Annotated in this window: 5 protein-coding genes; all 5 read right to left on the bottom strand. The window is 69.8% G+C overall.

All coding sequences use genetic code 11. From position 1 onward, the window contains the following. Positions 1–73 precede the first annotated feature (73 nt). Positions 74–4075, bottom strand: coding sequence for an Eco57I restriction-modification methylase domain-containing protein (locus tag ACGFZ2_RS17350; protein ID WP_393454583.1), 4002 nt, complete (start codon positions 4073–4075; stop codon positions 74–76). Then, positions 4072–6918 (bottom strand): helicase-related protein, encoded by a 2847-nt coding sequence (locus ACGFZ2_RS17345; RefSeq protein WP_393454580.1) that lies wholly within the window; start codon positions 6916–6918, stop codon positions 4072–4074. The genes ACGFZ2_RS17350 and ACGFZ2_RS17345 overlap by 4 nt, the downstream gene beginning before the upstream one ends. Then, positions 6918–12092 carry a DEAD/DEAH box helicase gene (locus ACGFZ2_RS17340; RefSeq protein ID WP_393454577.1) on the bottom strand — a complete coding sequence of 1725 codons (5175 nt, stop codon included), beginning with the start codon at positions 12090–12092 and terminating at the stop codon, positions 6918–6920. Before ACGFZ2_RS17340 ends, ACGFZ2_RS17345 begins: the two co-directional genes overlap by 1 nt. 207 nt (positions 12093–12299) lie before the next feature. Beyond that, positions 12300–13118 (bottom strand): pyrroline-5-carboxylate reductase, encoded by an 819-nt coding sequence (gene proC, locus ACGFZ2_RS17335; protein WP_393454574.1) that lies wholly within the window; start codon positions 13116–13118, stop codon positions 12300–12302. A 73-nt stretch (positions 13119–13191) separates the two neighbouring features. Further along, positions 13192–14220, bottom strand: a complete 1029-nt coding sequence (locus ACGFZ2_RS17330) for a 6-phosphofructokinase (RefSeq protein WP_393263305.1) — start codon at positions 14218–14220, stop codon at positions 13192–13194. Between the last annotated feature and the right edge of the window lie 97 nt (positions 14221–14317).

The raw sequence follows: 14317 nt of genomic DNA, 5'->3' as shown, positions 1-14317 counted from the left end.
AGTGGCCTTCCACCCAGGAGCCATTTCGGAAATGGCCCTGGACATAATGTCCGCGAACCCAATGCCGTCGCATTTAGGTCCCCGCCTGTCGGACCCCAGGAGGGGGATTCAGCGGACTCTCGTAAGCCTCCCCGGTACGAGCAGCCAAACTCATGGCGTCGTAGCGGTCGAGGATGAGGCGCTTGGTTCGGTATTCGCCGTGGGCGGCTTCGTCTTTCTGGCGAACGACCTTGAAGGTGTCCATGATGTAGTCCACGTCGTCGCGATCGATGCCGTAGAGGTGGAAGTACGCCGCATCCAGCTCGGCGCGAAGCAGTTCGCGTCGCGGCGGGTTCCAGCGGAACGGCGGGCCATCGTAGCCGAGGTCGACGGCGTAGGGCTCAAGGTCGTGGGCAGTATATGCCAGCTCCAGCACCCGAGACTTGATCCAGTCATTCAAGGTCCCGCCGCCACGATCCCACGGCACTGGCTCGTCGTAACGCCTTGGCGGCAATACCGGGAATTGCTTCATATAGGTGTATGTCAAGTGAGTACCGGAAGCCTTCTGCCGCACCACATAATCCAAAATAAAGCTACCCAGATTGGCCGTAAAGGCTGCGGCTTGCGAGGGCTTCGATGCTGTCAATGCGAACGGGGTGGTATGACCCACAGCGGCGCGAGGGATGACGGTGGAGATAAGAGTCCGTTCGTTGACGGAGACGGAGATATCGCGCCAACCAAGGAGCCAGCCATGTTGCCACGAGCGGCCCACAAGCTGCTTCTCAACCTCCGCCTCTGCAACCCAATAGCGCGGGAGTGGCAAACGCCTTGGATCGGCGTGGGAAACATCTTCGAATCGCGGAAGGGTCCCCTTGTTGAGCTGCTCCCGCGTCGCTCCCTCGTACGTGGAATAGCGGTGGTCGAAATGGTGGAGCATTTTTGCCTCGTAGAGTGGCAGCATCCGGTCGCCGCCACGGACGAAGACGTTACCGTTGAGCCGCCACCCTTGGTCAGACAGGTCCTCGATGGTGTGGAAGAGACTGGAATCGTTGGCCATGTGGAACATCACCATGAAGGACAGCCCCCAGGGGTTGCCGTCACGCGCGCCTTCACGCCACAGCACCGGCACTCGGCGGTAGATACCGAGGGTGATTTCCGCATCCCAGCGCGACAAGAACGTCGGGCAGGTGCCCGTGTTCGGGTTGAGCAGAGTAATCTCATCGGGGGTTAGCGAGTAGGCCCGCGCTGCGATCTGGTTCGCCTGGCGCACACGGAACGCAAGCGATACACGTTTGGACTTTCGTTGCCGGCCGCCGATGGCGAACAGCGCGAAACGGAACTTGTTCGTTACTGTCGGGAAGACCTTATCTTCGTTCTCGAAGTCGTACAGCGACACAAGGCTCCTGGTGACCACCAGGTCCTTGAAGAAGTCCTGAGTGGTGGCGTCGGTAGCGATGCCGGTCGGGACGATGATGCCTAGCTGGCCTCGCGGGTGCAGCACCACTCGGGCCGTCTCGGTGAACACCGAGTACGTGTTGATGTCGCCCCTGCCCGTCAGCGGATAGCGCCCCGACGACCGCAGCAGGTGGCTGAAGCCGTCCGCTTCGTGCAGGGCGCCGGTCCACTCGGCGTACAGCATCTGCTTGGCCGGCTCGTCGCTGTCCGCGAGCATGGCGATGGCCTTCTTGCGGGCGGCGGCGTTCTTCGCTCCCGCGATCTCCGGGTCTCTGGCGGCGAAGAACTCCTGCTCCTGGAGCTTGACCCGCTCCCACGGCGGATTGCCCAGGACGCAGGAGAAGCCGCCCTGCCAGCCGGTCGCATCGTCGACCGGGTCGTACTCGGGGACACGGAAGATGTGCGGGAACTCGATGTGCCAGTGGAAGAAGCGGTACTGCCGCGTCAACTCCTCCACCATGGACTCGAGCCGGTGCATCTCCAGAGTTGCTTCACCCTTGGCCAGGCTCTCCAGGACGCCCTGAGTGACTGCGATCAGTCGGGTCGCCGGAGTCTTTGGCTGCACGAAAGCAGCGCACCAGGCGTCAGCTATCAGCTTGACGCGCTTGCGGTCCTGCTCCAACAACCGGGCACGCTGCCCCTGCACATGCACGTCTGCCAGCGAGCGGGGCTCGGCGTAGACGATCTTTTTGGCCTGCTCTGCGAGCCCGGTGTTGCCGACGTCAAAACCTGAAACGCGAAAGAGGGTGTCCTGCCCACCCAACTCCTTCGCGTTCTGCTTCTTCAATTCGGTGGCGACCTTCTTGTCGTCGCCGGTAAGGGCGGTGAAGGCGACGTCCGGGATGCCGTCCTTCAGCAGCTTGGGCGTAACGCCGAGCAGAGAGTTGCCGACCCGGATGTTGGCGTCGAGGTAGCCGAGCGGCCGGCCCGGCTCCATGGCCTCCAGCCACAGCGACACCTTCGCCAGTTCGGCGGCCATCTCATTGACGTCCACGCCGTAAATGCAGCGGGCGACTACCCGGCGCATCGCCGAGCGGACCGCGGCCGGCGCGGGCTCCAGCTCGTCGGTCTCCTCGGCCGCCACCCGCTTGGCGATCCGGCGGGCCGCCGCGATGAGGAAGTGTCCCGACCCACAGGCCGGGTCGCAGACCGTCAGCTCCAGCAGCGCCTTGACCCGCTCCTCTGGGGTGGGCAGCGCGGTCGCCTCGTTCAGCAGCGGGTCCAGCGCCGAGTCGAGCAGGCACTCCACCAGGGACGACGGGGTGTAGTAGGAGCCGGTGGTCTTGCGTTCGTTGCCGGCCAGGCGCTCGGCGTGGAAGCGGCGGGCGGGCGCGTCCCAACGGGGGCGCAACTCCAGCAGCGACTCGTAGACGCTACCCAACTCCTCCGCCCCCAGGTGCTGGAAGTCGACCCGCTGCCGGCCGGCGCCCTTGCGCGCCGGCAGCACCGCCAGGGCCTCGACCGCGCGCAGCAGCGCGGTGTTGCTCAGGCTGGCCTCGGCGATGGGGGTGTCCAGCGCCCCGGGCTCGTAGAGGCCGCCGATGCCGGGCAGGCCCAGCGCCGGATGGCCCGACTCCTTGCCGAGGATGTCGAAGACCAGCCGCACCGACTCCCACAGGTCGCCGTGACCGGAGTGCCGGCGGCGCAACGCCAGCTCCCGCAGCCGCCGGGCGGAGAAGTAGGTGTCGTAGCGCCGCCGCGCCACCAGGGCCGCCGCCGGGTCGAGCAGCGCGTCCCGGTCCTCGGCCACGAACCAGAACAGCAGCCGGTAGACCAGACGCAGCAGGGAGCGCTTGTAGTCCTCCAGCGACAGGCTGACCTCGATGCGCTCCCGCAGGGCCGCGTTGTCCGGGTGGTCGAGGAAGCCGGTGCCGAGCAGCTCCAGCGCCGCCTCCACCCCGTCGCGAAGCTGCTCCAGGGCCCGCTCGCCCTGCTTGGCTCCCTCCGTACGCCAGGCTTCCAGCAGGCACGACGACGGCCCGGCGGCCTCGTCGCGGACGGTGAGCCGGCTGGCGTGCGCCACCCGGTAGAGCAGCACGAAGTCGGGGAAGAGGTCGCCCTCGAAGATCGCCTCCAGGTCGAATTCGAGGTACGCGCTGCCGACCAGGCTGGTCGAGTCGCGCAGCAGCCGCAGCCGCTGCCCGTTGGAGACGATCCCCCACAGGTGTTTGTCGGCGCGGTTGAGCAACTGCTGCATCAGCGAGTGCGGGGCGGCGGCAGCAGCGCCTCGCATGCCCGCCGTCCGCCGGTCCAGGTCCGTGCCCCAGCCGAGCAGATGCACCGGTACAACACCGAAGCGGTGACTGATCGGGAATGGCTTCTCGTCCACGGTAACGCCGCCGGTCAGCGACTCGATGCCGTCGTAGCCCAGCTCACGCAGCAGGATCAACAGCCAGCGCTCCCGGGTCACCCGGGCACTGTCACCGGACCTCTCCCGGTGCCGCGCGAAGTCCCGCCACTGCTCCTGGAGGTAGGCGTAGGAGCGGTTGGCGTAGCGGCGCACCGACTCGCCGGACTGCAGGCCGTAGCTGGCGGCGTCGGCACCGGGCAGGTCGGCCGCGCCGTCGCCGATCCGCTGCACCAGCCCGGCGGGCAGCAGCCCGCCCTCGACCCGGGCGGCGGGATAGGTCACGGCCGTCATGAGGTGGCCTCCGGGAGGTAGACGTAGACGCCGAGCACGTCGGCAGGCTTCTGGGCGGTCACGGTGATCTGCCGGCGGACCCGCTGGCCGGCGGCCTCCCGCACCCGGATGTGCGAGGTACGCAGCGCCTCGGCGAGGCCGTCGGCGGTGGCGTCCAGGTGGGCGGTGAGCGCGCCGAGGTTGCCGATCACGCGCTCCAGCAGCGGGGCGGCGGCCTCGGGCAGCACGTTGCCGGTCGGCATGGCCTCCAGGAGCTTCGCCACCTCCTCGTCGGGCAGCCACTCGGCGGCGGTCGGGGCGCCCCGGAAGGCCAGCAGCCGGGCCTCCTCGGCGACCATCCGGCGCGGCTCGGTGTCCGCCGTCCGGGTGGGCAGGGTCAGGTGCAACCGGAACCGCACCAGCAGCAGCGTCGTCCGCTTGGTCACCGCCGAGGTGCGCATCACCCCGGCCCGGCGCGCGGGGCGCTGGTCGGCGGGCACCGTTCGGTCCAGCGCGCTCTCCAGGACGTAGCGGGCCAGCGCGGAGACGTACGGGTCGGTGCGGTCCAGGTGGGCGGCGCGGGCAGGGGTGGGCAGCTCACGGCGCAGGGCGAGAGTGGCCGGGTAGCCAGCCGGAAAGGCGTCCCGCAGCGGCAGCGGCAGGCCGCCCGTGGTGGCGTCGAAGCCGTCGCCGTTGGGCACCACGTCGGCGCCGAGCGCGGCAAAGCCGGCATGGGCGAAGCCCGCGACCTCGTCCGGAGCGCCGAGGCTGGCCCGGATCTCGGCCAACTCGGCGGCCACCTCGGCCGGCTGGATGCCCCGCTGGGCGTACTTGGTGCGCGACTCCTTCTCCTTCTTCGCCGCGCTGTCCCACTCCTCGTGCAGTTCCGCGCGCAGCTCGGTGCCGAAACCCTCGATGGTGAGCTGCTCCGGGGCGTCCGGGGCGATCAGCAACTCCTGCGCGATGGTCTGCAACACGTCGTCGCTGCGGTCCGGCACCGGGACGGACACGCCGAGCGCCTTGCGGATCTGCTCGTGCTTGCGCAGCAGCACCTTTAGCACGATCTCGTCGATCCGATTGTCGGTGCCGTAGATCATCACGGCGCGGACCTTCGGCGCCCGCTGGCCAAACCGGTCGACGCGCCCTTCGCGCTGCTCGTGCCGGGTCGGGTTCCAGGCCAGGTCGTAGTGCACCACCGCCTGGAAGTGCTCCTGGAGGTTGACCCCCTCGGAGAGGCAGTCGGTCGCCACCAGCACCGGCCGACGCTTCGGGTCGGCGGTCAGCTCCTTGATCCGCTCGCTGCGCTCCTCGGGAGGCAGCGCGCCGGTCACGCAGCCGACCGCGAAGGCCTTGCCGAGCGCGGCGGTCAGCCGGTCCGCAACATACTCGGCGGTGTCGATGTAACGGCAGAAGACGACCGGGTTGAAGCCGTCACCAAGGAGGGTCTTGACCTCCTTGACCAGCAGGTCGAGCTTGTTGTCGCCCTTCGCGGCCAAGGCCTCGGCGCGGCGGGCGAAGGCCATCAGCCTGCGCCGTTCCGGGCTGCCCGAATCCGCCTCGGTCTCCGCGCCTGGCACCAGGTCCACCGACTCCTGGGTCTCGTCGTCGGGCAGGTCCAGCACGGCGGCCCGGCCCAGCGCGTCGGCCTCGTCGGCGTCGGCGGCGTCGGCGTTCGCCGCCCGGGTGCGCAGCGTGGCGGCGGCGGCCTGCGGCGACGAGGCCAACGCCCGCAGCAGCGCCAGCGCCGACCAGTAGCGCACCCGCTGGCGCACCTGCCCGCCGATCGGGTCCCGCACGGTCTGCCGGGCGTAGGCGACCACGTCGTCGAAGAGGCTGCGGTAGTCGCCGGTCAGCCGGTAGGCGCGCTCGGTCGACTCGCGGTCCTCGGGGAACGGGGTGTCCTCCAGGAACCGGCGGATGTCGACCCTCCGGCGCTGCACGAAGTGCCGGGCCAGCAGTTCCCGGCCCTCGACCCGGTCCAGGTCGACCGTCTCCAGCCGCTCGTCGAGCAGGCCGACCAGGTTGCGGAAGCCCGCGTCCTTGCCGCTGTGCGGGGTGGCGGTGACCAGGATCAGATGCCGGTCGTCGCGGGCGGCGAGCTTGCCGACCAGCTCGTGGCGGAGCATCCGGGACCGGCCGCCACGGTTGCTGTCGTCCAGCACGCAGGAGTGCGCCTCGTCGACGATGACCAGGTTGGGGGCGCCGCGCAGGAACTGGTCGCGCAGTTCCGGCCGCTTGATGTAGTCGGTTGAGACCACCACGTGCCGGTACCGGTCGAAGATTGATTGCGCGCCGACCAGGTCGCGCTCCAGCCGGCGTACGGTGCCGGGCAGCACCAGCTCGGCGGCGATGCCGAACTTCTCGGCCAGCTCCCGCTGCCACTGCTCCGCCAGGGCCGGGCTGCACAGCACCGCCAGCCCGTCCGCGTCGCCCTGCGCCAGCAGCTCGGCGGCGATCAGGCCGCTCTCGACGGTCTTGCCGATACCGACGTCGTCGGCGATCAACAGCCGGACGGTGTCCTGCCGCAGCGCCATCAGCAGCGGCACCAACTGGTAGGGCCGGGGCTCGACGGCGAGCCCACCAAGCGAGCGGAACGGCCCGCCGGTGGACCGGAAGCCGATCCGCAGCGCCGTACGCAGCAGGCCGGCCCGGCTGGCGTTGCCGGCGTCGGCGGGATCGGGGTAGGCGAAGGTCGCCGAGGTGACCTCTTCCAGATCGGGCAGGACGGCCGCGCGCTCCTCGTCCGAGCCGCCGAGCGGGCGCAACACCAGCAGTTCCGGCTCCGACTCGGGCAGCACCACCCACTCCCGGCCCCGCGCCCTGACCAGCGTGCCCGGCTCGAACCGCTCCGCGGTCACCGTCATCAGTTGCTCCCCGTCCTATGCTGCCCGAACACGCTCGGATACCGGTCCACGGCCTGCTGCCACTCGCCCGCTGTTACGCGAATTGGCGTCCATCCGTCGTCGTAGAGACTGTCTTCGGCGTCGCCGTCCCGGCCCTCGCCGTAGGGCTCGCCAGGGACGTCGACGAACACTGCAGCCTTGTGCTCCCGGTAGACGAGGTCGGCGAGCGCACCCGCCACCCGCTCCGCCGCCGCGTCCGGCGCGCGGTAGCCGGTCTGCGCCAGCCATGCCACGAACTCCGCCGCAGGCCCGGTCGCGGCCAGCGCACCGATGGCTCGCCTGGCACCGCCGGCCTTGGCGGTCGTCGCGTGGGCCAGCTCCAGCAGCAGGTCCACGATCAGGTGCCGATCGATCAGCTTGTGGTAAGGCTGGTTCGAATACGACAGCAGGCAGTCGTAACAGCCCTGCACGCAGCGGTCCTCGTCCTCGGCGACCGGCTGGTCGGCCTCGTCGCCGGTTTCCGGGTCGAAGTGCGCGATCTCCAACGCCTTCACGGCCACCCTGCTGAGCGCTCCGGGCTCCTCGATAAGCCGGCGCAGCACGCCAGCGCCGCCCTCGGCGCTCTCGATGAACAGCATCCGGCCCTGGTCGTCGGCGTCCGGCAGCAGTTCGCCGGTCAGCTCCGAGTCCTCCAGCTGGAAGGTCGCCTCGATGCCCCGCTCCACCGCGTAGAGCAGCGACACCGCCTCCTCCCGCTTGGCCTTGCGCGTCAACCGCAGCACCAGGATGTTGCGCCGGTCCTCGACGTACGGGATCACCCGCTGCTTGCGCTTGGTGTCATCGGCGCTGCCGAGATCCTCCTCGTCCGAGGTCTTCTCGGCGGCCTTCGACTCCGACAGCCACTCCCCGCTGGTGGTGTCCAGCCAGAAGCCGCGGATGTTCTCGTCCTTGCGCCGACTCAGGCCCAGGTTCGCCCGGCGTACCGTGGCCGCGTCCCCGTAGACGAGAGTGGCGACGGCCGGCCCGCCGCCGGTCGGGGCGACGGTGGCCGTGAGCTTGCCGGGCCGCCCGCCGTGGTGGTGGAAGCGGTACGACGTCTCGATCTGGAAGCCCGAGCGGCGTCGCTCCTCCTCGTCCGAGGAGATCCGCTCCCGCCGCTGCGTGCGGACGGTGTAGAGGCGCAGCAGGTTGCTGTCCGCAGCGCCGAGCTGCTCGCCGCAGCTTTCGCAGAGGTCCGTCCCGACGGTGTCTTCGTGCAGGTGCCCGCAAGCTCGGCACCGCCGCGCCGAGGTGGTCAGCACACCCTCCTGTCCGGGCGTCGCCGCCTGCTGCAACTGGACGCTGCGCACCATGTACCGGGCGCCTTCGTGGTAGATCAGCGCCCCCGGTCCGAACTCGCTGATGCCGATGAACCGCGGCCGGTGGATGTAGTCGCCCTGCCGCTGCCCGTTGAGCCCCGGAATGTACGCGGCCAGCGGCAGCCGCGGGAACGAGTAGCCGGGCAGGAAGCCCTCCGAGGCCAGGTAGCGGTACGTGTAGAAGTCGGTCTGTGGCTCGTCCGAATCCTCGTTGCGCAACAGGTTGAGCTGTACCCGGGCGTCGTCCGCGCGGCGACGCGCCTCGTCGCGGGCCTTGTGCGAGACGTTCGTGTCGACCGCCCGCCGGCCCTGCACCTCGTATTCGGTCAGGGCCGCCCGGTAGAGCTTGCGCCAACGTCCGAGGGCGCCTTCGAAGCTCTGCGGCGCCCGCTCGACGACCTCGGTCACCCACGGGTCGCGCCACCAGGGCGCGTCCCGCAACTCGCCGGCCACGTCGCCGGCGAGCATCGCCTGCGCCCGCGCCAGCGCCCGACGGCGAGGCTCCGGGTCGCTGATCGACTTCTTCAGTTTCGGCAACAGATCCAGCGACGGGCGCTCCCCGCCGGTCTCCATCACCGCCGCCAATGAGCTGGGCAGTTCCTCACCCGTCTCCGCCAGCCAGATCGCCTGCAGGTGGGAGCGGACGAGGTCCTCGTTGGCGAGGTCGAGCCGGGGCGGTTGCACGGAACCACCGACCATCAGGGTCGGGTGTTTGAAGTAGTACTGGTCGTGGGCGCTGCCCGTGGAGCAGTAGGTGACCACCAGCGCCGGCTGCCCGGACCGGCCGGCCCGGCCGGCACGCTGGGCGTAGTTCGCCGGTGTCGGTGGCACGTTGCGCAGGGCCACGGCGTTCAGCGCGTTGATGTCGACGCCCAACTCCATCGTCGGCGAGCAGAACAGCAGCGGCAGGTCGCCCTCCCGGAACTCCGTCTCCCGCTGCTGCCGCTCGGCCGGCGTGACCTGCGCCGTGTGCTCCTTCGCCTGCAGTCCGGCCAGCAGGTGGGACGTGTCCCGGTAGAGATCGCGGAAGAACGTGTTGACCCTCGCCCCCGCCTCGCCCGAGAGTTGCTTGCGAACCCGGTCCTCCGCGCCCACCTCACCGTCGCCGGGCTGCCAGAGCAGGGCGTCGGAGCGGAGCCGGTAGCCGCCGATCAGGTCGTCCCCGTCGCTCGGCATCGCCTCGATGACCAGGCCGGCCTCGGCCAGCACGGACAGCAGGTCACGGATGATGTCCTGCGCGTCGGCGACGCCGCACGGCTGGCCGGGCTGGTCGTACTGCCGCTTCAGGTACTTCCCGAGGGCGCCACGCCCGGACAGGTGCAGGTAGGAGCGGGGGCGGCCCTTGCTACTCGGCTTGGGAAAGGCGACGGCCGCGACCGTGGCACGCTCCCGCACGCCCAAGGCCCACGGCTCCGCCAAGTGCTGCGCGGACAGCCGACGGATCTCGTCGAAGCCCTCCTCGGTCAGGCACCGCACGTCGATGGCCAGGTTGCGGCGCAACTCGTCGAGCAGGGTGGCCGCGATCTCGTAGCGGTGCTCCGGGTTGTCGTCGCGCAGCAGGTGGTGACTGCGGTCCCAGATCTCCTGGTCGGCGGCGACCTCGTGCAGGTAGCGGTAGCCGATGCGCAGTAGGCCCGTCTGCTCAAGGTTGGGCATGGTCACCCGCCAGCCCCGCTCCAGGTCGAGGTAGAGGCGGTAGTTGACCACCTCGCGCAGCGCTCGCCAGATCTCATCCTTGCCGTAGCGCACCTCGGGCCGACGGGCGAACTCGGTCAGTTCGAGGCCGAGCGCCTCGGTGACCCGCTGGGCGACCCGCTCGTGGGTCAGGCCCTCCGCTTCCTTCTCCGCCGCGCGATAGAGCGCGCCGCGCAACTGAACCACCTGGACGAAGTCGTTGAAGTGGCCGGCCTGGAGCGAGGCGTCCTGCCGGTTGTCGACGAAGGAGAGCAGCTTGCGCGCCGGCTTGTCGAGACTCGGGGCGGCCCGCAGGGCACGTACGACACTGGCGCCGATGACCGACAGCGCCGAGCTGCGCCCCTCGGCAGAGAGCTTCGCCAGCTGCGCGAAGTCCTTGCCTCTGCTGCGCTCGTAGGACACCCGGCAGCGCAGGCAGAACCGGAACGGCGTGGTGACCCAGGCGGCGGAGACTCCCTTGCCCGCCGGGACCTCGGCGCCGCCGGCATCCACGTGCACGACCTCGGGCAGGTACTTGAGTTTGTCCTGCGCCGGCACAGTCGTGCCGTCATCGGCCAGCACCGTCCAGGAGTACGGCAGTCTTCCGTCCTGCACGGCGATGTCCAGGCTCTCCGGCCACGGCTGGTCGTCGCTGAGGTAGAGGTAGCCGCCGTCCTCGCCGGTGTCCGAGTCCTGCCGGGCCTCGAAGCCGTTCACCGACCGCCGCACGCTCAGGTATTCCTGGCCGCACTCGCGGCAGAACGCCAACGGCACGAGGATCTTCCGCTCGGTGTCGTCGCTCACCGGGGAGACGGTCTGGTAGCGGCTGGTGATGTGCCGGTCGGCGGGCGACTCGATGGTGACGTAGACGTTGTCACCCTTGGAGAGGAACTGGTGGAGCCGGAAGGCGAAGACCGGCCGGTCCGTCTCCGGGTCGACGACCTGGGCACCCGCCTGGAGCACCGCCTGGATGGCAGCCTGACACACGTCGGCCGGTTCCCCGGTGAGCTGCGCCAGGTCGTCGGCCGCCCTTGGCACGGTCAGCGGAACCCGCTTGCGCACCAACCGCCCGCTGCCTTCTTCAGGCTCGACGCCGAACGCGCTCTCCACCCAGTGCGCCAGCGGATCCCGGCGGAACTCGTCGAGACCGGGCGTCTGGCCGCTCTGGTGCCAGTGGCGTACCTGCTTGGCAAGCATGTCCCCGGCTGCGCCGCTGCCGGTGGTGGCCCGGCGCAGGGACTCCCCGATGACGTGCTCGGCCGCAACCGGCTGGCCGAACAGCCGGCTCGCCACCTCTGCGACCGCCGCCCGTTGCCGGCCGGCGTCATCCTCGGTCGTCATCGTTGCCGAGGTGCCGATGCACTGGAGTTGGGGTGCGTCGCAGGCGTCCTTGGTCCGGCGGACGAGGAACGCCACATCGGCGCCCTGCCGCCCCCGGTAGGTGTGCAACTCGTCGAGCACGAGGAACCACAGCCCGCGGGCCGCTCGGATCAGCCGGTCCCGCTCCCGACGCCGGGTCAGCACGAGTTCGAGCATCACGTAGTTGGTGAGCAGGATGTCCGGCGGGTCGGCCAGAATCCGGCGACGGGCCTCGGCGTTCTCCTGGCCGGTGTACCGGTCGAAGGTGACCAGCGGCTTGTTGCCCGGGAGGCCCCAGCAGAGGAACTTCTCCAACTCGTGCAACTGGCTGTTCGCCAGCGCGTTCATGGGATAGACGATGATCGCCTTGACGCCGGGGCGGTACGTCCCGTCTGCCCTTGCCCGCAACACGCGGTCGACGATCGGCACGATGTAGGAGAGGCTCTTGCCGGAACCGGTGCCGGTGGTCAGTACGTAGCTGTGGCCGCCGCGAGCAGTCTCGATGGCATCCCGCTGGTGCTGGTGCAACCGCAGCGGCTGGTCGCCGGCATCCGTCTTGTCCCGCTTGATACGGAAGAGTCGCGTGTTGTCCGGGTGTAGCAGGCCAGCATCGACCAGACTGTCAACGGTGCCGCCCGAAGCGAAGTTCGGGTTGAGCGACAGATAGGGTGCCGGCCACTGGTAGCCAGAGGTCGCGAGCCGCTCGACGTAACTCCTGATTTTCGGATCACGAGGGTCGACGAAGCTTGACGTGAACTCCCGGTAGTCCCCGATGAGTCGGTTTCGCACATCGAAGACATCCATTTGTTCTCCCCGAGCCCCGCTGTACCAAGCCCCGATTCAACCACCTGGTGAACGAAGTGGGACCCCCTGGTGCCGCACTTGCCGCACCTCGACCGCTCCAGCCGAGTCGCATCGATCCGTCCGTGCGCTGTCCACCAACTACCGGTCAGACAAACTGTCGGGTTACCGACATACATCGACAAAGTGCGAAGGTCGGACCACGACGGGTCAGTCGGCCTGGGCGGCCAGCTCCCGGGCCCGGTCCCGGGCGGCCTCCAGCGCGGCGAGCAGCGCCGCGCGTACGCCGTGCTTCTCCAGCTCGCGTACGGCGGAGATGGTGGTGCCGGCCGGCGAGGTGACCGCCTCGCGCAGCTTCACCGGGTGCTCGCCGGAGTCACGCAGCATCACCGCGGAGCCGATCGCGGTCTGCACGATCAACTCGTGCGCGACCTGCCGGGGCAGGCCGAGCAGGATGCCCGCGTCGATCATCGCCTCGACCAGGAGGTAGAAGTACGCCGGCCCGGAGCCGGACAGCGCGGTCACCGCGTCCTGCTGCGACTCGGGCACCCGGATGGTCGAGCCGAGCGGCTTGAACATCTCCTCGGCCAGCGCGAGGTGCGCCCCGGTGGCGTGCGCGCCGGCGGAGATGGCGGTCATCGCTTGGTCGACCAGGGCGGGGGTGTTGGTCATCACCCGCACCACGGGGGTGCCGTCGGGCAGCCGCCGGTTGAAGAAGCTGGTGGGCAGGCCGGCGCAGAGCGAGATCACGAGCTTGTCGGCGGGCACCTTCGGCCCGATCTCCTCCAGCAGCGCCGCCGCGTCCTGCGGTTTGACCGAGACGGCGAGCACCTCGGCCTCGTCCACCGCGGCCAGGTTGTCGACCACCCGTACGCCGTAGCGGGCGGTCAGCTCCTCGGCGCGGGTGGGCCGGCGGGCGGTGGCCAGCAGCCGGTCCACCGGCCATCCGGAGCGCAGCAGCCCGGAGAGCATCAGCTCACCGATCTTGCCCGCCCCGATCACCGCGACCGTGTGCACCCCGGACGACATCGCGGGCGTACCCCCTCCTGTCGTGGTCGACGGCGCGGCGGCCCTGCGGCCCGCCGCGCCGTCGACACCTCGATCAGCTGCCGAAGAAGACCTCGGCCTCGGCGTACCGCTCCAGCGGCACGGTCTTCAGCTCGCGGGTGGCCTCGGCGAGCGGAACGCGGACGATGTCCGTGCTCTGCATGGCGACCATCTTGCCCCAGTCGCCCTCGTGCGCGGCGTCGATCGCGTGCAGGCCGAGCCGGGTGGCGAGCACCCGGTCGAAGGCGGTCGGGGTGCCGCCGCGCTGGATGTGCCCGAGCACGACCGTGCGGGCCTCCTTGCCGGTCTTGGCCTCCAGCTGCTCGGCGAGCCACTGGCCGATGCCGCCGAGGCGGACGTGACCGAACGCGTCGAGCTCCTGGTTGTGCAGCACCATCTGGCCGTCGAGCGGCTGGGCGCCCTCGGCGACCACGACGATCGGGGCGTACTGGTGCTGGAAGCGCTTCTCGACGTAGCCGGCGACCTGCTCGACGTCGAACTGCCGCTCCGGCAGCAGGATCACGTTGGCGCCGCCGGCCAGGCCGGCGTGCAGGGCGATCCAGCCGGCGTGCCGGCCCATCACCTCGACGACGAGGGTGCGGTGGTGGCTCTCGGCGGTGGTGTGCAGCCGGTCGATGGCCTCCATCGCGATGTTGACCGCGGTGTCGAAGCCGAAGGTGTAGTCGGTGGCGCCGAGGTCGTTGTCGATCGTCTTCGGCACGCCGATCACGTGGACGCCGAGGTCGTGCAGCTTGGTGGCCACGCCGAGGGTGTCCTCGCCGCCGATCGCGATGAGCGCGTCGACGCCCTGAGCGGCGAGGTTGTCCTTGATCCGCTCGACGCCGTTCTCGATCTTGAAGGGGTTGGTCCGAGAGGAACCGAGGATGGTGCCGCCGCGCGGCAGGATGCCGCGGACCTCCGCGATGCCCAGCGGGCGGGACAGGCCCTCCAGGGGGCCCTTCCAGCCGTCCCGGAAACCCACGAACTCGTGGCCGTAGCTGGCGACGCCCTTGCGGACCACCGCCCGGATGACCGCGTTGAGACCTGGGCAGTCGCCGCCGCCGGTGAGCACGCCGATACGCATGATCTGCTCATCCTCCTGGAGCATCAGGTGAAGCCCGATTTGCCCCAGGATATGTGTCGGATCAGACCATCGGCGCCGTTGCCGGCCCGGGGCGGGC

The sequence above is a fragment of the Micromonospora sp. NPDC048063 genome (assembly GCF_043202855.1).
In the GTDB taxonomy this organism is placed as follows: Bacteria; Actinomycetota; Actinomycetes; order Mycobacteriales; family Micromonosporaceae; genus Micromonospora.
Note: the sequence above shows the minus strand (reverse complement) of the source record. Positions and strands in the feature narration are given on the sequence as shown.